This window comes from Hyphomicrobium sp. (genome assembly GCF_041674905.1).
Classification (GTDB): domain Bacteria; phylum Pseudomonadota; class Alphaproteobacteria; order Rhizobiales; family Hyphomicrobiaceae; genus Hyphomicrobium_B.
Map to the genome: position 1 here is coordinate 21,833 of NZ_JBAYUV010000003.1, position 21,787 is coordinate 43,619.

At 62.5% G+C, this 21,787-nt stretch carries 20 protein-coding genes and 1 tRNA gene; 10 read left to right on the forward strand and 11 right to left on the reverse strand.

Annotation, left to right across the window (positions count from 1 at the left end; translation table 11 throughout):
• Nucleotides 1-11 precede the first annotated feature (11 nt).
• Complete coding sequence (locus WC026_RS01855) at nucleotides 12-545, reverse strand: DUF2059 domain-containing protein (RefSeq protein ID WP_372709103.1); 534 nt, start codon at nucleotides 543-545, stop codon at nucleotides 12-14.
• Nucleotides 545-1,267, reverse strand: a complete 723-nt coding sequence (rpiA, locus tag WC026_RS01860) for a ribose-5-phosphate isomerase RpiA (RefSeq protein WP_372709104.1) — start codon at nucleotides 1,265-1,267, stop codon at nucleotides 545-547. Before rpiA ends, WC026_RS01855 begins: the two co-directional genes overlap by 1 nt.
• Nucleotides 1,268-1,437: 170 nt before the next feature.
• Between rpiA and WC026_RS01865 the strand changes: the two genes are divergently transcribed.
• The gene (locus WC026_RS01865; protein ID WP_372709105.1) at nucleotides 1,438-2,121 is read left to right on the forward strand and encodes an HAD family hydrolase; all 684 of its coding nucleotides are present in this window, start codon (nucleotides 1,438-1,440) and stop codon (nucleotides 2,119-2,121) included.
• Here the strand turns inward: WC026_RS01865 and WC026_RS01870 are convergent.
• The gene (locus WC026_RS01870; RefSeq protein ID WP_372709106.1) at nucleotides 2,111-2,488 is read right to left on the reverse strand and encodes a DsrE/DsrF/DrsH-like family protein; all 378 of its coding nucleotides are present in this window, start codon (nucleotides 2,486-2,488) and stop codon (nucleotides 2,111-2,113) included. The two genes, WC026_RS01865 and WC026_RS01870, sit on opposite strands and share 11 nt — an antisense overlap.
• A 73-nt stretch (nucleotides 2,489-2,561) precedes the next feature.
• Entirely contained in the window at nucleotides 2,562-4,874 is a 2,313-nt protein-coding gene (locus tag WC026_RS01875) for an RND family transporter (protein WP_372709107.1), read from the reverse strand.
• A 385-nt stretch (nucleotides 4,875-5,259) separates the two neighbouring features.
• Here WC026_RS01875 and WC026_RS01880 point away from each other — a divergent pair.
• The 3 genes from WC026_RS01880 (at nucleotide 5,260) to msrA (ending at nucleotide 6,838) form a co-directional block, all read left to right on the forward strand.
• Nucleotides 5,260-5,334 (forward strand) — tRNA-Val (locus WC026_RS01880).
• A gap of 116 nt (nucleotides 5,335-5,450) precedes the next feature.
• The gene (locus WC026_RS01885; RefSeq protein WP_372709108.1) at nucleotides 5,451-5,999 is read left to right on the forward strand and encodes a YSC84-related protein; all 549 of its coding nucleotides are present in this window, start codon (nucleotides 5,451-5,453) and stop codon (nucleotides 5,997-5,999) included.
• A gap of 95 nt (nucleotides 6,000-6,094) precedes the next feature.
• Nucleotides 6,095-6,838 carry a peptide-methionine (S)-S-oxide reductase MsrA gene (msrA, locus tag WC026_RS01890; RefSeq protein WP_372709109.1) on the forward strand — a complete coding sequence of 248 codons (744 nt, stop codon included), beginning with the start codon at nucleotides 6,095-6,097 and terminating at the stop codon, nucleotides 6,836-6,838.
• Nucleotides 6,839-6,889: 51 nt separating this feature from the next.
• Here msrA and WC026_RS01895 read toward each other — a convergent pair whose 3' ends face one another.
• The 3 genes from WC026_RS01895 to WC026_RS01905 form a co-directional block, all read right to left on the reverse strand.
• Nucleotides 6,890-8,068: a type III PLP-dependent enzyme gene (locus WC026_RS01895; protein WP_372709110.1), complete on the reverse strand. Its 1,179-nt coding sequence runs from the start codon at nucleotides 8,066-8,068 to the stop codon at nucleotides 6,890-6,892.
• A 224-nt stretch (nucleotides 8,069-8,292) separates the two neighbouring features.
• On the reverse strand, nucleotides 8,293-10,638 hold the full coding sequence (locus WC026_RS01900; protein ID WP_372709111.1) for a DUF4384 domain-containing protein: 2,346 nt from the start codon (nucleotides 10,636-10,638) through the stop codon (nucleotides 8,293-8,295).
• Nucleotides 10,639-11,255: 617 nt separating this feature from the next.
• The gene (locus WC026_RS01905; protein WP_372709112.1) at nucleotides 11,256-12,491 is read right to left on the reverse strand and encodes a threonine ammonia-lyase; all 1,236 of its coding nucleotides are present in this window, start codon (nucleotides 12,489-12,491) and stop codon (nucleotides 11,256-11,258) included.
• Between the two features lie 232 nt (nucleotides 12,492-12,723).
• On the opposite strand from WC026_RS01905, the gene WC026_RS01910 reads away from it, so the two are divergent.
• The gene (locus WC026_RS01910) at nucleotides 12,724-13,368 is read left to right on the forward strand and encodes a hypothetical protein (RefSeq protein ID WP_372709113.1); all 645 of its coding nucleotides are present in this window, start codon (nucleotides 12,724-12,726) and stop codon (nucleotides 13,366-13,368) included.
• Nucleotides 13,369-13,500: 132 nt separating this feature from the next.
• The gene (locus WC026_RS01915) at nucleotides 13,501-14,382 is read left to right on the forward strand and encodes an NAD(P)-dependent oxidoreductase (RefSeq protein ID WP_372709114.1); all 882 of its coding nucleotides are present in this window, start codon (nucleotides 13,501-13,503) and stop codon (nucleotides 14,380-14,382) included.
• Nucleotides 14,383-14,395: 13 nt separating this feature from the next.
• Here the strand turns inward: WC026_RS01915 and WC026_RS01920 are convergent, their stop codons facing one another.
• The 3 genes from WC026_RS01920 to WC026_RS01930 all read right to left on the reverse strand — a co-directional run bounded on the left by WC026_RS01920 (nucleotide 14,396) and on the right by WC026_RS01930 (nucleotide 16,190).
• Nucleotides 14,396-14,896: an Lrp/AsnC family transcriptional regulator gene (locus WC026_RS01920; protein WP_372709115.1), complete on the reverse strand. Its 501-nt coding sequence runs from the start codon at nucleotides 14,894-14,896 to the stop codon at nucleotides 14,396-14,398.
• 109 nt (nucleotides 14,897-15,005) lie between these two features.
• Entirely contained in the window at nucleotides 15,006-15,617 is a 612-nt protein-coding gene (locus WC026_RS01925) for a glutathione S-transferase family protein (protein WP_372709116.1), read from the reverse strand.
• Nucleotides 15,618-15,623: 6 nt separating this feature from the next.
• Nucleotides 15,624-16,190 (reverse strand): thermonuclease family protein, encoded by a 567-nt coding sequence (locus WC026_RS01930; RefSeq protein ID WP_372709117.1) that lies wholly within the window; start codon nucleotides 16,188-16,190, stop codon nucleotides 15,624-15,626.
• 100 nt (nucleotides 16,191-16,290) lie between these two features.
• Here WC026_RS01930 and WC026_RS01935 point away from each other — a divergent pair, with 100 nt between their 5' ends.
• The 4 genes from WC026_RS01935 to WC026_RS01950 all read left to right on the forward strand — a co-directional run bounded on the left by WC026_RS01935 (nucleotide 16,291) and on the right by WC026_RS01950 (nucleotide 20,845).
• Nucleotides 16,291-17,919, forward strand: a complete 1,629-nt coding sequence (locus tag WC026_RS01935) for a sensor histidine kinase (RefSeq protein WP_372709118.1) — start codon at nucleotides 16,291-16,293, stop codon at nucleotides 17,917-17,919.
• A 6-nt stretch (nucleotides 17,920-17,925) separates the two neighbouring features.
• The gene (locus tag WC026_RS01940; RefSeq protein ID WP_372709119.1) at nucleotides 17,926-18,615 is read left to right on the forward strand and encodes a TIGR02281 family clan AA aspartic protease; all 690 of its coding nucleotides are present in this window, start codon (nucleotides 17,926-17,928) and stop codon (nucleotides 18,613-18,615) included.
• Between the two features lie 42 nt (nucleotides 18,616-18,657).
• The gene (locus tag WC026_RS01945) at nucleotides 18,658-19,233 is read left to right on the forward strand and encodes a TIGR02281 family clan AA aspartic protease (protein WP_372709120.1); all 576 of its coding nucleotides are present in this window, start codon (nucleotides 18,658-18,660) and stop codon (nucleotides 19,231-19,233) included.
• A 106-nt stretch (nucleotides 19,234-19,339) separates the two neighbouring features.
• Nucleotides 19,340-20,845: a phosphomannomutase/phosphoglucomutase gene (locus WC026_RS01950; protein WP_372709121.1), complete on the forward strand. Its 1,506-nt coding sequence runs from the start codon at nucleotides 19,340-19,342 to the stop codon at nucleotides 20,843-20,845.
• 117 nt (nucleotides 20,846-20,962) lie between these two features.
• Here WC026_RS01950 and WC026_RS01955 read toward each other — a convergent pair whose 3' ends face one another.
• The gene (locus WC026_RS01955; RefSeq protein ID WP_372709122.1) at nucleotides 20,963-21,787 is read right to left on the reverse strand and encodes a sulfite exporter TauE/SafE family protein; all 825 of its coding nucleotides are present in this window, start codon (nucleotides 21,785-21,787) and stop codon (nucleotides 20,963-20,965) included.

The following is a 21,787-nucleotide window of genomic DNA, read 5'->3' on the forward strand; positions in this document are numbered from 1 at the left end:
TGTAACGGCTTTTACTGTGGCTGGGGCTGGGGCTGGGACGGGCTGGACTGCCCGGGCGGGGTCGTTTGCGCCGGCGGCTGAGTCGCCGCCTTCATCTCGTCGGCGATCTTCTCGCTGTATTTCATACCGATGGTCGCGCCTTTCTGCATCAGCTCCGGCGTCTTGGCGATGAACTTCGCACCGGCGCCCGAGCGGTAGAAATCGGCGACGGTTTTCATTTCCTCCGCCGTGAACGTCTGAGCATAAAGCACGGCGAAGTCCGAAATCATTTGATCTTTGTATTCGAGCAGCTTTTTCATGCCGGTGTCGAACTGCGTCGACAGCTGCTTGCCGACTTCCGAATTCTCGGCGCCCGCGCCCTTGGCGAAGCCGCGCGACATGGCTTCGACCATGCCGTCCATCTGCTTGGTGACGCCCGTGACCTCGAGGAGATCGCGCGCGGCGGCGATGCGTGCCGGATCGGCGGGCGGCTGAGCGTCGTCGGCGAAAGCCGGAACAGCGAAGGCGATCGCAAGGCAAAGCGCGGCAATGATCGAACGCATCATCAGTTCTCCTCGTCAAAATCAGAATCGATCGCCGAAAGAACTTCGACGCCCATCGGTCCGGCAATAATTCCCACGTCGGCGATGCCGAGAAACAGTCCGCTTTCCACGACGCCCGGAATGAGCTTCAGAGCGTCGTCTAGCGCTTCCGGATCGTCAATCGCACCGAACGAGCAATCGAAAATATGGTTGCCATTGTCTGTCACGAAGGGTGCGCCATTCGCGCCCGTCCGCAGTTTAATGTCGCCATCGCAGCCCGCATCGGCGGCCATCTGAAAGATCAGGCGCTGCGTCGACGCCAATCCGAATGGCACGACTTCGACCGGCAGGGGAAAGCGGCCCAGGATCTCGACGCGCTTCGAACCGTCGGCGATGATCACGACCCGGTCGGATGCAACCGCGACGATCTTCTCGCGCAGCAGGGCGCCGCCGCCGCCTTTGATGAGGCGCAGTTCCTCGTCGATCTCGTCGGCGCCATCGACGGTCAGATCGAGGGCGGGATGCTGATCGAGCGTTGCGAGCGGAATTCCGAGCGCCGCCGCCTGAGCCCGCGTTGCTTCCGACGTCGGAACGCAAACGACCTTCAGGCCGGCCTTTACTTTTGCTCCGAGAAGATCGACGAACTTGGCTGCGGTCGAGCCCGTGCCAAGTCCAAGCTTCATGCCGTCCTCGACGTAGCCCAAGGCTTGTTCCGCCGCCTGACGCTTCCAATCGTCGCTGCTCATGCCTTCCCCAACGAGTTATACCGCTTCGACGTACCCATCGACCTCAATGCGCGCGACCTCTGTAGGCTGACGGTGAAACCCTTTCAAGCTGCACGCTGCCAAGCCGGAGGCCGTCATCCCCATGGGTCGATCATGACGCCCTATCGATAGCGGCCGTCTAAGGAGAGTTCATGAAAGACTGGACGATCGTTTTCGATCTCGACGGAACGCTTGTGGATACCGCGCCGGACCTGGCCGAGGCGACGAACTACGTGTTGAAGACACTCGGCCTGGAGCGGGTGAACGAACTGGAGATCCGGCCTTTCGTCGGCCACGGGGCGCTTGCGATGATCGACGGCGCGGTCAAGGCGCACGGACGGACGCTCCCGGAACGCGAGTTGCACGATCTGTTCGAAGTGTTCATTGCCTACTACACCGCTCATATCGCAGACCGGAGCATGCCTTATCCGAACGTCATCCCGACGCTCGAAGCTCTGCGCAGCAGCGGCGCGACGCTCGCCGTTTGCACGAACAAGATCGAACTCCAGGCGCGGCGCGTGCTCGAAGAGCTCAAGCTCGACGGCTATTTCTCGGCGCTGACGGGACGCGACAGTCTCGGAAGCTATAAGCCGGACCCCCGGCACTTGACCGGCACGATCGCACGCGCGGGCGGGCAGCCGGAAACGTCCATCATGGTCGGCGACAGCGAGACGGATATCCGGACGGCGAAGGCAGCGCGCATTCCGATCGTCGCCGTCAGCTTCGGCTACAGCGTCGATCCGGTTGCGTCCTTCGGGCCGGACGCGATCATCGACGATTATAAGGACCTCGGCGCGATCATCGCGAAGTTTGCCGCGAAGACCGTCAATACGTAAGCACTTTGCTGTCGGCGGACATGATGATCTCGATGAAGTGCGCCGCTCCGATGACGCCGCTGCACTCGGGGATCACGTCGCACTTCTGCATTCCGGTGAGATCGAGGCCGGGCGAACAGAAATAGAATTTCACGCCGGCTGCGTAAGCTTCCTTGATGAAATCGTGGATCGAGCGCGTTTCGGCGGTCTTGAGATGGATTTTCTCCGCGACGCCGGACTTCAGCAGTTTCGTCGAAGTGCCGGTGCAGATGACTTCGACGTGGAATGACATCCCGGCAGCGACCGTCGCCTGGACGATCGGCGCTCCGACATCCTCGCCGTTGCAAGGATCGGTGTTGGCTAGGATGATGATCAGCTTCTGGGTCACAGCGATCGCCTCGCCCGCGAGTCCACAGGTGCAAGAGTGCCCCCATTAAACGCAGACCGCAACCGTCGAAGCGTCAGAAATGCCGGCTGATATAACGACGATAGACGAGAATGCTCGCCGGCAGAAACACCAAGTCGGCGACAAGGGACGCGATCAACGTCACGCCGCAGACGAATCCGAAGAGCCTGAGCGACGGGAGATCGGAAAACACCGTCACGCCAAGGCCGAAGGCGAGGACGATCGTCGTCAGGATGATCGCCGGGCCGACGAGCACGCGCGCGTTGCGGATCGCGAGTTCCGGCGACACGCCCGGCCCTTCCTCGAGCCGCAGCCGGTTCAAGAAATGGATGAGCGCGTCAACCCCCAGACCGAAGACGACAAGCAGCGCGACGACGGAGGCGAATTCGAGCCCGCCGCTCAAATACCAGAGCAACGCGCCGGATGTGACGACGGGAAACAGTCCGGGCAGCAGACTGATGAAGCCGACGAAGACCGAGCGGAATGCGATCGCCAACAGCACGGCCGCGACCAGAACGCAAAGCGGAATGCTTTCGTCGAGCTGCGAGATCATCCGGTAGCTGTTGCGCGCCGCCAGCGCCGGCAGGCCCGTCACTGAAATTTCATATTGCGGATACTGGGCGCGGATCGGATCGAGCGCCTGATCGACCTTATGCACCAGCGGCAGAATCTGGCTCGCATCGACGTCGGGAAGCCGCCCGGTCACCAGAACCGCATCTTTCTCTTTCGCGATGAAGCGACGCACGAGGTGTTCAGGCAGGAGATTGACGTATTTCTTGATCGTCTCGACGCTATCGTCGCCGTTCTCTCGCAGCCAGCGCCTGAGGCTTTCCAGCGACCAGACGTTGCCGAGCCCCGCCGCCTTCTCCAGCGCGACATGCGTTTCCTCGATCACCTTGAGGGTCGCGGGATCGTAGAGGCTGGCGCCATTTTTCCAGCGTATCATCACATGGAATGGGTTGGCGCCCGTGAGCTTGGAATCGATGCGGCCGGTCGCGGCCAGCGCCTGCTCGCGATCCGGCACCTGGTCGGCGAGACGGTATCTCGGTTCCAGCTGCAGATGCAGATATGCGAAGACCCCGAACAGCGTGAATCCGAGCAGCGTATAGAGAACGGCGTGCTCGACGACGCGATCGACGACGACGCCGACGAAGTTGCCGAGAGCGTCCATCATCCGGTCGCCCGGCGAATGCTCGCGCGCCAGCGACTTCTCGTTGCGGATGAAGAGCAACGCGAGCATCGGAAGCACGACGATCACGGCGATGAACGAGATGCAGACCGCCATGGCGCCGGCTTCGCCGAACGTGCGGATGAGGCCCGATTCGGAGAACAGGAGCGCCAGGAACGAGAGAAGCGCCGCCCCGTGCGCAAGCACGCACGCTGGGCCGACGACGTTGATCGCGAATTTCACAGCTTCGAGCTTGGTGTCGCCTTCGCGCAGCCGGATGCGGATCGCGGACACCATCTGCATGCTGTCGGCGAAGCCCATCACCATGATGAGCGGCGTCATCACGTTCAGAAACAGATTGAGCTTGAATCCAAACCACCCCAGAAGCCCAAGCGCCCACACGACCGCGATGACCGGCGGCAGAGCCGCGACCAGCATCAGCGAAACGCGGCGGAAGAAAATCGCGGCGATCGTCGCGCCGAACAGCAGACCGAGGCCGTTGTACAAGATCTGGTCGCGCTCGACCGAATTGCGGATTTCGAGTTGCATCACCGGCGCACCGGCGAGCTTCACCGACAATCCGGCGGGATTGAGATCGTCCTTCGCGACCTGCTCAATCGCGCCGATGACGGCTTTCGAGGATTTTTCAGCGACGACGGCACGATCGAGCGCCAGCACCATCAGCGCCAGCTGGCCATCGCTGGACAGAAACTTGCCCTTGACGATGTCGTTGTTCTTGAGCGCCGAGATAATAGCATCGAAGGCGGCTTTATCGTCCGGCAGATCGTCGGGAACGACGGGCGGCGCATAACCGGTCGCGTCCGGTTTGCCGCGCGCCGAAAGCATCGAGACGATGCCGTCGACACCATCGGCAAGCTGCAGATCAGCAGCGGCGTTCGCGAAGGCCGCGAGGCCTTCACGAGTCAAAAGCTTCTCGCCTTCGACGACAACCAGCACGTCGTATTCGCTTGACGGAAAGCGGCGATCGATTTCTTCGTAGGTTTTGAATTCGGGCGTGTTGGTGCGGAACAGCTCGGACAGGCTGTCGTCGACTTTCAAGCGGGTCAGGCCGGCGGCTGCAATGCCCGTGATGATCAGGATGATGATCGCGGTCAGCCAGGGAATCCGGAGCCCGATCAAGCCCAGCTTATTCAAACCCAGCGACATCGGAAACGGACGTGGCGGCGTCTCGATCTGCAAACCTTCCTCCCGAGCGACCCCCGAATAAAGACGCCGCAGATCAGCACCTTCCATCGTCGCGCGTTCGCGGCAGACATCGCACTATGAATCGGGCGAGCGCAAGGGCACGTGGCAAGCCGGCCACGGTCAAACAACAGCTTTCCGCCAGAGGCGATGCTGCGCAAGCCGGCGGCACAACAGGAATTCGAACCGGTCTCCACGGCAGCCATCGTGAGGGTACTGGCCAGAGTAGAGGACAGAGTAGCGACCAGAGTAGCGACCAGAGTAGCGACCAGAGTAGCGACCAGAGTCCTGGCCGGTATTGCGGGCAAGTATCCGGCCGCCCTCCCCGCAACCACGCTTGACAGGCTCCGGCTCGGCCTCGCATAAGGGCCCTCCTCAATCAGGGCGGTTAGCTCAGCGGTAGAGCACACGCTTCACACGCGTGGGGTCACAGGTTCAATCCCTGTACCGCCCACCATCTCCCGGCACGTTTCTGAGTTTCCGAGAGTTGCTTGAGCAATTTTGTGTCTCCCGGCTCCGAATTTAGCCACGAATCCGCTGCACGAGTGCTCCGGGAGGCGAGGGAGAACAAAAATGTCACTCAAAGGTCTAACGGTCGCGTTTCTGGCGCTCGCCGCCGTGCTGGTTGTGTCGCCTCAGGTGAAGGCTTCGTCGGCTCCAGACATCGATGCCGGCGTGGACGCGACGCTCGACACATTTTTCCATCAGATCCGCGGCGCTCGTGAGCTGGCGCACAAGGCGGTCGGCATTCTCGTCTTTCCATCGATCGTCAAGGCCGGGTTCGGTTTCGGCGGCGAATACGGCGAAGGTGCGTTGCGCGTGCGTGGCCGAACGGCGGGTTATTACAATAACGTCTCGGCGTCGGTCGGCTTCCAACTCGGCATACAATCGCGCTCGGTCATCATCATGTTCATGACCCCGCAGGCGCTCGATCAATTCCGCCGGACATCGGGCTGGAAGATCGGCGTCGACGGATCGGTTGCGATCATTACGGTCGGCGTGGGCGGATCGGTCGATTCCAACAAAGTCACAAGCCCCGTGGTCGGCTTCATCCTCGATCCGAAGGGCCTGATGTATAACCTGACGCTCGAAGGCTCGAAGATCTCGCGCATATCGCGGTGATCTCTCTCGCGATCGTCATGTAACGGCTCACACAGCCGCGACGTATGGAAGGTGTCCGAAGCATTCGGGCACCTCTTTCCGTATCGGAGCGTTTCATGGCCTCACCATCGACTGAACCGGGACGCCCGCGTCTTAGCTGGCTGAATGCCCTTTTGCTAAGCACGATTTCGATCTTGGCCGCCGCATTCGTCTTCGGCGCGTCACGTTCGGTATCGGAGGAAGGCCGCCCGCTGCCGCCCCCGGCGGTCGATGAACCCGTCAAGGGCGACGTTGAAACCGCCGTGTTCGCGGGCGGCTGCTTCTGGGGCGTGCAAGGCGTCTTTCAGCACGTCGCGGGCGTCAAGGAAGCCGTGTCGGGATACGCAGGCGGCAAGGCGGAGGACGCGACGTATCAGGTCGTCGGATCGGGGCGCACGGGACACGCGGAATCGGTGCGCGTCACGTTCGATCCCAAGACGGTCAGCTTCGGCCGCCTTTTGCAGATCTACTTTTCCGTGGCGCACGACCCGACCGAGCTTAACCGGCAGGGACCGGATCGCGGCACGCAATACCGTTCGACAATTTTCCCGACGTCGGAGGAGCAGGCCAAGGTTGCGAAGGACTACGTCGCGCAGCTCAACGCCGCGAACGTGTTTTCAAAGCCGATCGTGACGAGCATTGAGTCCGGCCGCGATTTCTATCCGGCCGAAACGTATCATCAGAACTTTCTGACGCTCAATCCGACATATCCTTACATCGTCATCAATGACATGCCGAAGATCGAAAATCTGAAGCGGCTTTATCCGGATGCGTATCGCGCCGCTCCGGTTCTCGTTGCCGTTGCGAAGCCGACGCACTGAGGCTTATGCCCGAAGCTTAGCCGGTCATAAGCCTCGCGCGTGAGAGCAAGCTCAAGCGTTTTGCGCGACGGGCGTGGCCTCTTCCGTATAGATCGAATACATCGGCTCATCCTGCAGGATGACGTCGGTATATTCGCCGTAGCCATTGAAGCGCGTCGCGAGCGCGCGGCCGTAAGCGCCGATGTTGCCGATCTCGATGTAATCACCTTCGCGCACCGAAGCGGGCAGCATGAACGGGCCTTTCATGCGATCGATTGAATCGCACGTCGGTCCCCAGAACTCGAACGGTTCCAGCGGCTCGTTCGGGTCGAGCCCCTCGCGAATGAGGCGCACCGGAAAGACGAAACCGATATGGGCGCTGTCGAACAGCGCGCCGTAGCCGCCGTCATTGATGAAAAGCTGGTTGCCTGATTTCCGGAGATCGACCTTGACGATCAAGCTTTCGGCTTCAGCAACGAGCGCGCGGCCCGGCTCGCAGATCAAGCGGCAATGCTCGGTCACCGGCATCTTATCCATCGACGCCTTGATGACTTCGATGAAGTCGGAAAGGCGCGCCGGCACGCTGTCGGTATAACGCGACGGGAAGCCGCCGCCGATGTCGATCGCATCGACGACGACGCCGGCTTTCACGATGTGCTTTTTGACCTCGTCGAATGCCATCGCGTAGGCGTCGGGCGTTATCGTCTGCGAGCCGACGTGAAACGTGATGCCGAGCTCGTCGGCGACTTGGCGCGTCTTGACGAGCAGCCGCTGCGCTTTCTGACCGGTGACACCGAACTTATGCTCGAGCGGCACGCGGCTGTTCTTCGCCGGCACCGAGATGCGGACGAACAGTTCCAGATCCTTCGCGCCGTCCGTTTCCTCGACGATCTTCTGCAACTCGTCCTCGGTGTCGAGGGCGAAGCATTTGATGTCGTAGTCGAAGTAGGCGCGGCGGATGGCGTAGCGCGATTTCACCGGATGCATGAAATGCAGGCGCACGCCGGGAATGGTCGCGGCGTCCTCAAGCTCGGCGACGGAGGCGACGTCGAACTGCGTGATCCCGGCGCCGTAGAGCGCGCCAAGCAGGAACACGGAGCTGTTCGCTTTGTAGGCGTAGGCGACTTCGCCCGGAAAGTTTTGGATGAACCAGCGCGCAGCGCGGCCGGCAGCGTGCGGGCGGGCGGCGAAGACCGGACCTTCCGGCTTCATTTCCGTCACCATCTCGAGCGCGGTTGCGAATTTCTCCATCGCGAAAGAACCTCCTGCAGAAGGAACCATCCGTGTTGGTCTGCGGCGGCCGAGCGGTGCCCACTTTCCTTGCGGCAATAAGGGCCTGCATTTAGGTGGCGCGACCCTGCATGTAAAGATCTTTGCGCCGGTCGCGCGGCATCGCCGCGGAATGGGGTTGCCGTCATGCGATCACGGTTAGCGACGCGACCGTCACACGCGCGTCACAACCGACCGTAACGCCGCTATCCCGGACCGAGCACCAGAACGGCGCGGCCATCGCGCAGCGGCTTGTCGGTCGGAACGTCGGGTCGGAGCGGCTCGATCCGCTCGCCGCGATCCCGTCGCCGCTTCAAGGCGCCAGATCTTGCAAGACGTGCGCGTTCCGCCTTTTCCGGGCTCGCGCGGAGTTCCCAATCGGTCACGAGGGTATCCTCGATAAAGTTTTCCCAATTGCCGAGCGCCGTAAATCGCTGGCGCTCGAAATCGTGCTCGATGCCGATCGGCGGCGTCGCGCTGATCGAGCAGCGGGCCAAAAGCGTCTCGCTCCCCTCCGACTTATAGCGAAGCTGAAACGGTGCTTCCGCCGGCGGAATGCTGATTGGCTTCGATGCGGAGAGCAGGTTGTCGGTCTGGAAATCGTTCGGAAAGAGAACCGTCGCGACGCCCGCCGCGTCGACGCTGATGACCGTCAGATAACAGTCGTTGTCGGCCTCGATCTTGACCGTCACGAGATCGCCCGAAACCGGGCGCGGCTTGTCCAGCCACATGCTGAGCCCGATGTCGGATTTCGTTTCGTGCAGGAAGCCGCCGGACCTCGCAATCGAAGGCGACGGCACGTCGATGCCCTTCAGAAGCGCGAACAAACGCTCAAGCTCGGCGCGCGACAGGACGCCGTGCAGGAGACGCCGTGCGAGCGGCGCGGCGGCGCCACGTGCTTCCGTCAGCTCGGCGAGGAATGCATCGCGGTCCCTGTCCGTCTGGGCGAGCGCCGTCTCGAAGACCGCGCCCTCGCGATAGCGTTCGGCGAGGCCCGTCACGAGTTCCTCGCCGCGAATGCGCGTACCGGGATTGATGCCGACGCTGCGCACCGCGAGGTGAAAGCGGTCGCGGCTGCCGATCAGCAACAGCGTGTTTTCGCTGTCGGTGCCGAAAAGGCGAAGCGCCGTTTTGCGGCTTGGACTGAGCGGCGCCGACGCATCGAAGGCCGTCTTGAAATCGTCCTTGGCTTCGACCAGGCCATCGCCGTGGCAGGCAAAACATCTGGCGCCGGTTTTGGTCGTCGGCTCGACGGCATCGGCTTCGATGCCCGCATACGGCTTTTCGATGCCGGGAAGCGCGCGGTCGATGCGGTTGCCCGCGGCGTCATAGAGCGCGAATGCAAAAAATCCGTTCGGCAGCACGTAGATCGCGCGAATCTCATCGGGCTTGAAAGGCGTCTGCCCGTAAAGCGCCGAGTGCGGGCCTTGCGGCTGCTCGAAGATATTTTGATCCCCGGCGCTTGTCGCAAAATCGTAGACGAGCCACAGCCCGCCGCGCGAGCCGGGGTGGCGTTCGATCAGGCGATTGCCGCGCGTAACGGCGCTCGTCGCAATCGCGATACGGCGTGCCGCCGCCGCCTTGATGCTCTGCTCGATATCGACGGAATTCAGCTTTGCGAGGTCCGCGAGCTTCTCCGGAACGCCGAGCAGCTCATAATAGAGCGGCGCCTCGCCTGCCGCCGCCGCAAGCCAATCGCCATCGACGACCGGAACCTTCGTTCCGGCGGTTTTTAAAACATCCGCCGCGACCGGATGCGCGAGGACTGCGGGATAAGCCCGCTCGATCAGCTTCCAGCGGCGCGCGTCCCAGCCGAAATCCGACAAGCGAAAAGAAAAAACCGTGCCTCCGGCGTTGAGCGGCGTCAGCTTTACCGGCTCGGCGGATGACGAGAGCGAGTTCATCAGCTTGTTCAGCGCTTGCGTGTAGGCCGACATCTCAGCCGGTGTCGCGCAGGCGTTGTCGAGGTGCGCCAGCGTTATGAAGCGCACGTCACCGCCCTGGTCGCGTTCGAGGCGCTGCGCGTCGCGCATCATCTTGTCCATGTCGTCGGGCCGTACGGGATGGCGCGCGGGACATGCTTGCGTGGAGGCCGGCAGATCCCTGATCCATCCGCGAATGCTCTCGATGTCCTCGGGTTGAGGCTCGGCAGCGACCGAGCCGCTCGTGAACACGTCGAGCGGCGCATGGCGGGTTTCGAGCACGTCATAAAGGCGCGACGCGTCCGGCAGGCCGGGCTTCACCAGCACCGGGTCGCGCGCGAGATCGTCGATGGCGAGAATGTTCGCGAGGCCACCCGAGGCCAGCGGCCGTTCGAGGCGTCCCGTTTGATGGCAGCGGGCGCAGTGGATGCTCAGCATATCGTAGGCTTTGGCGGCGCGCGGTTCCTCGGGGCGCGGCGGAACACCCGCCGCGTCGGCTGATGGCGCGTCAGCTGGCGGCGCCCCTGCAATCGCCGTTGCGTTCAGCGATCCCGGCGTAGCGTCGTCGGCGAAAGCAGTCCAAGCGCGGCCAAAGGCAAATGCCAGGAGCGCGAGCGCAACGACGAACACGTGCTTCCGAAATATTATGATCGCGCGAAGCAATGTACCCCCAGGGCCCTTCTCCCCATTCGCAGTCCCCGTGCCTACGGCCATGACGCGGCACCATAGTGGCGCGCGACGCTTGCCGCCAATGATCCGAAATCGATTGAAGAAAAAGCCCGGGGATACCGAGCTTTTCCTGGCGACGCAGCGAATTAACAGGAATGAAGATTTCGTTAAATTTACACTTCGCGCATTAGCGATAGGGAGAGTTCCTCTTCGACCGGCAGGCCAAACTCGGTTACAAGAACCTTACTTGGTTGGAGCGAAGACAGGCGACTGACGCAGGCACGACGAGATAGGCACGACGAGATAGGCACCGACAATGGATCTCAAAGCCGCCCATGACCGGAACGCACGTGCGGACAAGCTGACACGCTTGAGCATGGCGCTCTGCTTCCTGACCTCCGGCGGGATTTTGCTCGGCACGCTCGCGCTGGCGGCACCCGATTCCTCCCCCGCGAGCGTTACCACTTCCGCCTCCAGGTAAGTTTGTTCAAGATTTTCACGGCCCGATCCCCTCGACCCGATCCGACTCAGCCTTACGCTCAATCAGCGTAAGGCTTTTTTCTTTAGGGCGTTCGCCATCATAGCGCGCCCGACCCCGAGCCTTTGACGAGCACTGAATAGCCGCCGGTTTTCAGACCGGCCACGACCTGATCCAAATGCGCCCGGTCGCGCGTCTCGATGACGAGGTTCAATTCGGTGCCCTTGGCGGGAACGTCGGTGAATATCCGCTGGTGATAGACTTCGAGGATGTTCGCGCCGACGCCGCCGATGAGGCCCGAGACGCGCGCAAGCTGGCCCGGCCGGTCGGGGAGATCGATCGACAATCGCGAAAGGCGTCCTTCGCGGGCCATCTCGCGTGTCAGGACGCTTGCGAGCAAGCGCGTGTCGATATTGCCGCCGCAGAGCACCAGGCCGATCTTGCGACCCTTGTACAGACGCTTGGCGGCGAGCAGCGCCGCGAGACCTGCCGCGCCCGCGCCTTCGACGACCGTCTTCTCGATGTTGATGAGCAGCGCGACGGCGCGCTCGATGTCGGCTTCGGACACGAGCAGAATGTCGTCGACGAGCGCCTCGATGATGGATTTCGTCACGTCGCCGGGCAGCGTCACCGCGATGCCTTCGGCAAGCGTGTCGCCGCCGACGGGAAGCGACGATTTCTTCACGGCGTTGAGCATCGAGGGATAGAGCTGCGCTTCGACGCCGACGACCTTGATCTTCGGGTTGATCGCTTTCGCCGCGATCGCCATTCCCGAAATCAATCCGCCGCCGCCGATCGGCACGATCAAGGTATCGAGATCGGGCGTGGCGTTGAGCATCTCCAGCGCGACCGTTCCCTGCCCTGCGATGACGACAGGATCGTTGAAGGGATGCACGAAGGTCAGCCCGTGCTCTTTCCCGTAGCGGACCGCAAACTGCGATGCATCTTCGAGGGTCTGGCCTTCGAGAAGCACGGTCGCGCCGTGGCTGCGCGTGTTCTCGACTTTGATCGTCGGCGTCGAGGCGGGCATCACGATGGTCGCCGGAATGCCGAGACGGTGCGCGTGATAGGCAACGCCCTGCGCGTGGTTTCCCGCCGACATGGCGATGACACCCGCGTCGCGCTCCGCGCCCGTAAGAGAAAGCAGCTTGTTCAGCGCGCCGCGCTCCTTGTAGGAGGCGGTGAACTGCAGGTTCTCGAACTTCAGCCAGATGTCGGCATCGAGGAGTGTGCTGAGCGTCCGGCTGGGCTGGAACCGTGTTTCGATGACGGCGCCTCGGATCGCGTCGGCGGCGCGGACGATGTCGCTATAGGTGACGGGCAAGAGCTTGGACATTAGAATGTCTTCAATTCCGCCGCTTTTGCAGCGCTTGTGGTTGGGATCGTCGAGGCTCATAGCACAGCCCGGTTGCTAATCTCCGCGGCATCTCGGCGATGGAGTAAAGCAAGCTGAATATTCCCTAACGACGCCCTTCAGTTTTAACTCAAGCGCGCCATGGGACCGGCGCCAGGAGATTTGGCGCGCGTTCTCACTCGGACCCGTAATGCCTGCTTGTGGAGCATCCCGAATGTCTCGCCGTCCTTCAATGTCCACGTTCGCGCTGCTGCTTTTGGCGGGCATCATGCCGTCTTGGGCGCAAGCCGCCGACAGCACCTATACGTACCGGCCCTATGGACAGCAGAACCAGGCGGGAAGCGACACCGAGAACTCTCCGGCCAAAAACTCGGGACGGGCTACATCATCCGAGCGCAGCGGCGCAGTCCCGGGCGAAGGCGGCGAGCAGGCCGCCGTGCCCACCTATCGCGGCGATGCGCGACGCTCTCCGCCTGCAGGCCAGATCGACCAACCAGAACAAGACGATCAGGGCGATGCCTATACGCCTGCCGACCACCGTCCGCCGCCGTCTACCGGCGAACCAGCGCGGCCTGCCGGTTCGCCCGCAAACGGCCTGCTCGAAGCGACCGCGAGCGCTCCCGACCGCAGCGTGCCCTATGGTGTGCGCGAGCAGGACGCGCGCCGCGCCGCCATCGAAGCCTGGCGCGACAAAGCCGCCAAGCGTTTCGGGCCGGAATTTTCACACTGGCGTCTGGCCGAGCGCAGGCACGTTGATTGCGTGCGCGATCGGGGCGACGATGCCGTCTGCACGGTCAGCGGCGTACCGACCCGCAGCGGCTCAGGCTTCGACAGTACTTCTCCCGACGACCGCGACTAGAGCATTCGCCTCATCGTCCGGCGCTCTCGCCCTCGCCTGCAGCATGTCGTTTCGCCGCGACGTGCGTGGCGTACGATCCGCTGTATAACGCGATCCGAAATAGGCTCGGAACGACGCAGGAGAAATGACGGCATGGCAAAGGTGGCATGGCTCGGGCTCGGCGTCATGGGCTATCCGATGGCGGGGCATCTCAAGACGCGCGGCGGTCATGATGTCGTCGTCTATAATCGCTCGCCCGAGAAAGCCCTGAAATGGCAGGAGCAGTTCGGTGGCGAAACGGCCTCGACGCCCGCCGAAGCCGCGCGCGATTGCGACGCCGTATTCGCCTGCGTCGGCAATGACGACGACGTGCGCAGCGTCACGACAGGTCCTGACGGCGCGTTCCAGTCGATGCGCCCGGGCGCGATTTTCATCGACCACACGACGGCGTCGGCGCAGATCGCGCGCGAGCTTGCCGCGGCGGCCGAAGCTCGCGGATTGCATTTTCTCGATTGCCCCGTCTCCGGCGGACAGTCCGGCGCGGAGGCTGGCGCATTGACGGTCATGGCCGGCGGTGATGAAGCCGCATACGCCCGCGCCGAACCATTGATCGCCGCGTTCGCGCGCAGTGTCCGGCGCATGGGCGCGTCGGGCTCAGGTCAACTCGCGAAGATGGCCAACCAGATCGCGGTTGCGGGCGTCGTGCAGGGCTTAGCGGAAGCGATCCATTTCGCCGAACGCGCGGGCCTCGATATCGAAGCGCTGATCGCGACGATTTCCAAAGGCGCGGCGCAGTCGTGGCAGATGGAAAACCGCTGGAAGACGATGCACGCCCGGGAGTTCGACTTCGGATTCGCAGTCGACTGGATGCGTAAGGATCTTGGTATTTGCCTTGGCGAGGCCGCGTCCAACGGCGCCGAGCTTCCGGCGACGCGCCTCATCGATAGTTTCTACGCCGAGCTTGCGGCGGAAGGCGGCGGCCGCTGGGACACATCGAGCCTGATCGCGCGTCTTGGAGCCAAACGCAAAACCTGATCGGGCGTCCGGCTCAGGCTTCGACGCGTTCCGGCTTTACCACCGCCCCCGGCAAGGCGAACTGTAACGGCAGCGCGGTCGTATACTTGATCTGTTCCATGGCGAAGGCCGAAGAGACTTTCGCGATGTCGATGCGCGAGATCAGCTTCTTATAGAAGGCATCGTAAGCGGCGATGTCGGGAACGGCGACACGCAGGAGATAATCGATGTCGCCCGACATGCGATAGAATTCGACGACCTCCGGAAATTCGGCGACGGCGGTGTGAAATTTCTCAAGCCACGTCAGCGAGTGCTTGTCGGTTTTGATGGAGACGAAGACGGTCACACCGGCATTGATCTGGTGGGCGTCGAGAATGGCGACGCGGCGCTGAATGACGCCCGCCTCTTCGAGCTTCTGGACGCGACGCCAACAGGGTGTCGTCGAGAGCCCGACCTCCTTGCCGATATCAGCGACCGGCCGCGTGCAATCCTCCTGCAGAATGCGCAGGATTTTAATATCCATTTCATCTAACATTACGGCATCTCCGGAATATGCTTTTTATTTAAACCTTCAAACTGAGATTAATATTTTTCGAGAGACGCGAGTCAATAAAAATGTTGGAAATATTTTTCAGTTTCCAACCCTAGGCTGAGGCACTCGGCCGCGCCGCGACCTCGCGGTACCAGCGCGTGACATGAGCATGCCCGTCGGGAGCCGCCAGCTTGGCCGGCTTCATGAAATCGGTCGCAACCAACGCCGTGATGTCGGCGATCGAGAACTGCTCGCCGGCGATGAAGCGGCTGTCGGCGAGCCGGCGATCGAGCTTCTTCAACTCGTTTTCGACCTTGTCCTTGTTCGCCTCGCCCCAGGGCGTCACCTGCGGGATTTCGAGATGCGCCATCCTCGGATGGAGATGGCGAAAGACGCTCGCGACGGCGCCGAACAGGCCGAGCTCGACACGCCTGTTCCACATTTCGACCTCGGCCTTGCCGACGGCGCCGGTTCCGAACAACGGGGGTTCGGGATGGAGTTCCTCGAAGTAGCGGCAGATGGCGACGGATTCCGAAATGGCGGTGCCGTCGTCGAGAATAAGCACCGGCACACGCTGCCAGGGATTGAGCGCAGAGAAGTCGTCATGGCGAAGGTCGCCGGTCATCAGATCGCGCTCCTCGCGCGGGACGTCGATGCCCTTTTCGGCGAGAAAGATGGAGACGCGCCGCGGGTTCGGCGCGCGTTTTGTTTCGATGATACGCATGAATTCTCACCTCGCGCGTGTGTCATTGTTTTCGTCGCGCCACCGGCGCGGCATCTCGAATTCGCTATTCCAAATCCCCCGGCGTTCGGATTTTGCCGCCGCTTGCTCGCGTTCGTAGCCGCCATAGGCGACCGCCATCCCGGCCGCGACCATGGCGGCGTTGAGGTTGCGATCGCCGACACGACAGGTCGCCAGCAGACGGCCGAACCGATCTCTCTCGCTGACGTCGCAAGCGACTGTTTCGCCGCCGGTCATCCGGCTTAAAGCATCCCGCGCGGCATCTCCGCAGCGCCATGGCGCGCCGTTCCGCCGGCAGGTCTGCCGCCCCTCCGGCGCGTCGATGCCCTTGAGACGCACCTCATGACCGCCGACCCGAAGACTGTCGCCGTCGATTGGCTGAGCGCGCCCGCTGACGTTCGCCGGAAACGGTTCGCCGGGGTTGGCATGTCTCGCGCCCCGCCCCCGTTGCAGAAACGCCAGCGCAAGCGCCAGGGCCACCAGCGCCGCCAATCGGACCGCTTTCAGCCGCCGAGCCCGTGACCACTGCCGCCACCCCCCGGTTTTTCTCTGCATCGCCACGGCTTTAAGCCTTGCATTAACGAATTACCGCCACTTTACGGGAGGTCGCGAGCGTTGGGTTGCTGCGGCACGTCTTTGGGTATGCGCTTTCAGTATGGACGATAACGCAGACAGCGTCGAAACGAGTCGTTCGCGCCAGACGCGCGCGCCTCACCGCAGAGAGCTCGACGACGAGCTGCGCTCGTTCCGCGACAGGCTCACCCACGGCACCGCGCACAAGCCCGAGTTCGAATACGAACTCCTGACAATGTTCGCGCGCAACGAGACCAGCGCGCCGTTCGCCATGCCGGCCCTGTGCTTTATCTTCTATATCGCCTCGATGTTCTGGGCGTCGCTCATGGAAGCGACGATGTGGATCGCGATCGTGTCGATCTCGCGCGTCTACATGCTCGACCAATGCCGGCGTCTGCTGTCCATCCCGCGCGCCGATGTCAACGTCGGGCAATGGCGCCGCCACTTCGTCCGCATCGAGACCATCAACGGATTGGCGCTTGCCGCGTTCGCGCTGATCGGCATTGCGAGCACTCCGACGGCGCATTCGCTGTCCGCGACGTTTTCCTCGCACGTCTTCATTTTCGCGACGCTGATGGTCGTGCTCGCGATCCGCATGACGTTTTCATCGACGCTGCCGCACGTTTTTCTCGCCGGAACCGTGCCGATGACGCTGGCCGTCACCGGGCGGCTGTTCATGCTTGGCGATCCGTTTTATTTCGCGCTCGCCTCGATGGCGGTCGGTATCCATGTCTTTTTCGTCTATCTGTCTCAGGGTCTGCATTCGACGGCGCTTGCGATGGTCGAATACCGTGCGGAAAAAGACAGCCTGATTTCAGAACTCGAGGAAGCGAGCGCCATATCGGATGAAGCACGGCGGCGTGCGGAGGCCGCGAACAAGGCCAAGTCCCGTTTCCTCGCGACGATGAGCCACGAGCTTCGGACCCCGCTCAATGCGATCATGGGTTTTTCCGAGGTCATGGAGAAAGAAATTCTTGGCCCGATCGGCAGCGACACCTATCGCGACTACGCGCGCAATATCTACGAAAGCGGCAACCACCTTCTCGGCATCATCAACGAAATTCTCGACCTGTCGCGGATCGAAGCCGGGCGCTACGACCTGCATGAAGAAACGGTGCGTCTGACGGACATCGCGGAAGACTGCGAGCGTCTGATCAAGATCAAAGCCGACGCCAAGTCCCTTCAGATCGTCGAAGATTTCGCTCCGGACCTCGCACATGTGTGGGTCGATCCTCGCGCCATGCGCCAGATCTGCCTCAACCTGCTTTCCAACGCGCTGAAGTTCACGCCGCGCGGCGGGCGCATCACGCTGACCGTCGGCCACACGTCAGACGGCGGACAGTTCGTCACCATCGCCGATACGGGGCCGGGCATTCCGAAAGACGAAATTCCGCGCGTGCTGCAAGCCTTCGGACAAGGCTCGCTCGCCCACGAAACGGCGGAAGGTGGCACCGGCCTCGGGTTGCCGATCGTCCAGAACCTCATCAGCCTGCATGGCGGGACCTTCGATCTGCAGTCGGAGTTGCGCAAAGGGACGGAAGTGACGGTGACGCTGCCGCACCAGCGCGTGCTGCAGATCATCACGCCGCTGCAGCCGCTCGGTCAGGAACGTCATCGCGATCCAGCGCCACGGCCCGCGCGGCAACCGCGGATGCGCGCCGCTTCACCTTATGGGGCGGCAACGCCGTATCGCGCCAGCGGAGGACTGTAAGGCCCGATGTTCGCGCTTCTCATATCGGCGATCGTCGCGCTCGGCGGAGCGCTGCTGTTCATGGTTCTCAGCGGCTCGAGCTTTGAAGCCATGCAAGGGCCGCCAATCGCCATTACTGTCATCGGCGCGCTGATCCTGCTTTATCTGCTGTCGCATCATAGCAACGAACGCCGGTCGGGGCGCTTGCCCGCGATCATCGCGCTCGGCGTCATCGCCGTTGTCGGCGCGATCACGACGCGTGTCGATCCGGCTCCGATCATCAAGAATTTTTTCGCAGCCGCCCAGGGTGATCGCGAGATCGATGCGCCATTCGCGGCAGCGTCTGCTCCCGCGTCGGTGCGCATTCGTAAAATGGACGACGGCTTCGTCGCCAACTCCGAGATCAATGGCCAGGTCGTGCAAATGCTGGTCGACAGCGGCGCGGCGACAGTGGTGCTGCGCCAGAGCGATGCCGAGAAAGCCGGCATCGATGTCAGCCATATGACATTCGATACGCCGCTCAAGACGGCGAACGGCACAAGCTATCTCGCCCCGGTCCGGCTCAAGTCGGTCCGCGTCGGCCAACTAACGATCGACGACGTCGAAGCCCTCGTCGCCAAGCCCGGAACCCTTAACGAAAGCTTGCTCGGTATGAGTTTCTTAAGGCGTCTCACGTCTTATCAGGTGGCCGGAGAGTTCATTACGCTGCGGCAATAGCCAGCGCTTTACGCGCCCTGTCATGAGGCTCGGAGCTTCGACATGTCTTCGGCAACCGTCAGTCTTTTTGCCTCCCTTGCGCTCGCGACCGCAGGCGCTGCCGGCTTTGCTTACACGCTGACGCATCCGGGAGTGGTCGCGGGCCTGGCGAGCCGTCTTTTCGAAACTGCGGGTGACACTCAAAACAATGTCCAAGCCGACAAATCGGCAGACGTCCGCGAAAGACCCGAGATGCCCGCCGCGAGAAGCGGCACGGTTTCGCTCCCGGCCGGAGCCTACGGCCACTTCCAGACGGAAGCCGAGATCAACGGGCGCACCGTCGACGTCATGGTCGATACCGGAGCCTCCCTCGTGGCGCTCACCTACGACGATGCCCAGCGCCTCGGCATCTACGTCAAGCCCGGAGATTTCACGCACGTCGCGCAAACGGCCAACGGAACCGCTCGCGTCGCGCCGGTAACGATCTCGCGTGTGACGATCGGAGACATCACGGTCCGCAACGTCCCCGCCGTCGTCTCCGAACGGGGGAAATCCGACCGCACGCTCCTCGGAATGTCATTTTTAGGACGACTTTCCCGGGTCGAAATGCGGGGCGGAACCCTGGTGCTCCAGGAGTAGTTCCTCTAAGTCTCTCACCCCGACGCCATTAGACCGTTCGCTATTGCGCGTTCCGCGCGATCGGTCCCGGTCGTGGCGGCGGAACGCCGTTAAAGGAACAGATTGCATGCTGCCGAAGCCTCGTGCCGACCTGAAACCCAACACCGCTGATTTCGAAAGGCTGCCGCTGGTCAAGCCGACCGGCTTTCGCGAGTACGACGCGCGCTGGCTGTTCCCGGACGAGATCAACCTCATGGGTCTCAATGCCGTCGGGCTCGGCATGGCGACGCTGTTCACGCGGCGCGGCGTTCCCAGACGCATCGTCGTCGGGCACGACTATCGCTGGTACTCCGGCGCGGTCAAGCAAGCGCTGATGACCGGACTTCTGGCGGGCGGCTGTGAAGTGCATGACATCGGCCTTGCGCTCTCACCGATGGCGTACTTCGCGCAATTCGAACTCGACGTCGAAGGCGTGGCGATGGTCACCGCCAGCCATAACGACAATGGCTGGACGGGCATCAAGATGGGTCTGTCGCGGCCGCTGACATTCGGACCCGACGATATGTCGGAGCTGAAATCGATCGTTCTCAACGGCGACTCTGAAACGCGAACCGGCGGCCGCTACATCTTCGTTTCCGACATGGCCGAGCGCTACATTAAATCATTGACCGACCGGCCGAAGCTGAAGCGCCGTCTCAAGGTCGTGGCGGCGTGCGGCAACGGCACGGCAGGCGCCTTCGCGACGCAAGTCCTGTCGGCCGTCGGATGCGACGTCGTTCCGCTCAACACCGACCTCGATCATTCCTTCCCGAACCACAATCCGAACCCCGAAGACATGAAGATGCTGAACGCGGTGGCGGAAAAGGTTCGCGAGACCGGCGCCGATGTCGGGCTTGCCTTCGACGGCGACGGCGACCGTTGCGGCGTCGTCGCGAACGATGGCCATGAGATTTTCGCGGACAAAGTGGGAGTCATGCTCGCCCGCGATATTTCTTCGCTTCACCGCAACGCCAAGTTCGTCGTCGACGTGAAATCAACGGGCCTGTTCACGACCGATCCGGTCCTCATCGCCAACGGCGCAACGACGACCTATTGGAAAACCGGACACAGCTACATCAAGCGCTTCAACTTCGAGAACAAGACGTTGGTCGGCTTCGAGAAGTCCGGGCACTTCTTCTTCAATACGCCGCTCGGTCGCGGCTACGACGACGGGCTCGTCGCGGCCCTCGCCGTTTGCGACATGCTCGATCGCAATCCGGAAAAATCAGTCGCCGATCTTCGCGATGCTTTGCCGAAGACGTGGAGTTCTCCGACGATGTCGCCGCATTGCGACGATGAAAAGAAATACGACATCGTCGAGCGCATCACCGAGCACTACAAGCGCCAGAAGGACACCGGAGGCCATGTCGCCGGTCAGGCCATTCGCGAGCTGATCACCGTCAACGGCGTGCGCGTCATGCTGGAGGACGGCACGTGGGGGCTCGTGCGCGCGTCATCCAACAAGCCGGAGCTCGTCGTCGTCGTCGAAAGTCCGACGTCGGAAGCCAACATGAAGGCGATCTTCAAGGACATCGACCAGCAGTTGTCGCGCTTCCCGGATGTCGGCGAGTACAATCAAAAGATTGCTGTCTAAGTTGGCGCTGTAGTTTTTTGTTGGCGCCGGCGACTCGCGTTCCGCGAGCCGGCCGCCGGCGCCGAACCAAAGCCCGCGATGGCGGCCGGCTCACCGAAGGGGAGTCGCCAGCGCCAATTAAATAAGCGTCAGCAGAAAGCGCAGCGCGACGCAGGCGAGGAATGCGGCGAATGCCAACTCGAGCGCGCGCTTCGGAATGCTGTGTGCCATCTTCACGCCGTAAGGCGCCGCGAAGACACCGAGCGGCGCAATCAAGAGCGCACCGGCGTTGACGTAGCCGAGCGAGAGCGGCGGAAGGCCCGGCTCGCCCCAGCCTGAGATCACGTAACCGATGAGGCCGGGGATTGCGATGATTGGGCCGAGGCCTGTCGCCGTCGCAACGGCTCGCAGAATGGGTCTGCCGAAAAGTGTCAGCAGCGGAACGGTGAAGCTTGCGCCGCCGATGCCCATCAGTGTCGAGATCGTTCCGATGCCGAAGGCCGCGCCTTCGAGCCACGGCGGACGGGGTAATTTGTCGGCGATCCGCCAGTCGTCGCGGCCGAGCGCCATCTTGATTGCGAGCGCGGTTCCGAAAACGACCCAGACCCAGCGCAAGGCGACGCTGCTGGCGTGATCCGCGATCAGGACACCGGCCGTGACTCCGAGGAAGATCCATGGCCCCATGCGGCGCACGACATCGAAGTCGACCGTTCCCCGCGCGCGGAACGCCGCGAAGGATCGCAAGACCGTCGGAGCGATGACGCCGAGCGTCGTCCCGAGCGTCACGTGCATGCGCACATCTTCCGGGACGCCGATGGCGCCATAGGCTTCGTAAAGAACCGGCACGAGAACGCCGCCGCCGCCGATGCCGAGCAGTCCGGAAAGAAAACCTCCGAGAAGACCCGCTGCGGCAAGCAATATGAGCAAGCCCGCCAGATTGTCTCCCGAGACGGCGGCCAACAT

Bases quoted from the DNA above. Each gene is read 5' to 3' on its own strand.
- WC026_RS01920 (WP_372709115.1), bottom strand. From the start codon at position 14,896: ATGTTAGATGAAATGGATATTAAAATCCTGCGCATTCTGCAGGAGGAT.
- WC026_RS01935 (WP_372709118.1), top strand. From the start codon at position 16,291: ATGGACGATAACGCAGACAGCGTCGAAACGAGTCGTTCGCGCCAGACG.
- WC026_RS01885 (WP_372709108.1), top strand. From the start codon at position 5,451: ATGTCACTCAAAGGTCTAACGGTCGCGTTTCTGGCGCTCGCCGCCGTG.
- WC026_RS01950 (WP_372709121.1), top strand. From the start codon at position 19,340: ATGCTGCCGAAGCCTCGTGCCGACCTGAAACCCAACACCGCTGATTTC.
- WC026_RS01855 (WP_372709103.1), bottom strand. From the start codon at position 545: ATGATGCGTTCGATCATTGCCGCGCTTTGCCTTGCGATCGCCTTCGCT.
- WC026_RS01865 (WP_372709105.1), top strand. From the start codon at position 1,438: ATGAAAGACTGGACGATCGTTTTCGATCTCGACGGAACGCTTGTGGAT.
- WC026_RS01910 (WP_372709113.1), top strand. From the start codon at position 12,724: ATGTCTCGCCGTCCTTCAATGTCCACGTTCGCGCTGCTGCTTTTGGCG.
- WC026_RS01925 (WP_372709116.1), bottom strand. From the start codon at position 15,617: ATGCGTATCATCGAAACAAAACGCGCGCCGAACCCGCGGCGCGTCTCC.
- WC026_RS01915 (WP_372709114.1), top strand. From the start codon at position 13,501: ATGGCAAAGGTGGCATGGCTCGGGCTCGGCGTCATGGGCTATCCGATG.
- rpiA (WP_372709104.1), bottom strand. From the start codon at position 1,267: ATGAGCAGCGACGATTGGAAGCGTCAGGCGGCGGAACAAGCCTTGGGC.
- WC026_RS01940 (WP_372709119.1), top strand. From the start codon at position 17,926: ATGTTCGCGCTTCTCATATCGGCGATCGTCGCGCTCGGCGGAGCGCTG.
- WC026_RS01930 (WP_372709117.1), bottom strand. From the start codon at position 16,190: ATGCAGAGAAAAACCGGGGGGTGGCGGCAGTGGTCACGGGCTCGGCGG.
- WC026_RS01895 (WP_372709110.1), bottom strand. From the start codon at position 8,068: ATGGAGAAATTCGCAACCGCGCTCGAGATGGTGACGGAAATGAAGCCG.
- WC026_RS01955 (WP_372709122.1), bottom strand. From the start codon at position 21,787: ATGTTGGCCGCCGTCTCGGGAGACAATCTGGCGGGCTTGCTCATATTG.
- msrA (WP_372709109.1), top strand. From the start codon at position 6,095: ATGGCCTCACCATCGACTGAACCGGGACGCCCGCGTCTTAGCTGGCTG.
- WC026_RS01905 (WP_372709112.1), bottom strand. From the start codon at position 12,491: ATGTCCAAGCTCTTGCCCGTCACCTATAGCGACATCGTCCGCGCCGCC.
- WC026_RS01945 (WP_372709120.1), top strand. From the start codon at position 18,658: ATGTCTTCGGCAACCGTCAGTCTTTTTGCCTCCCTTGCGCTCGCGACC.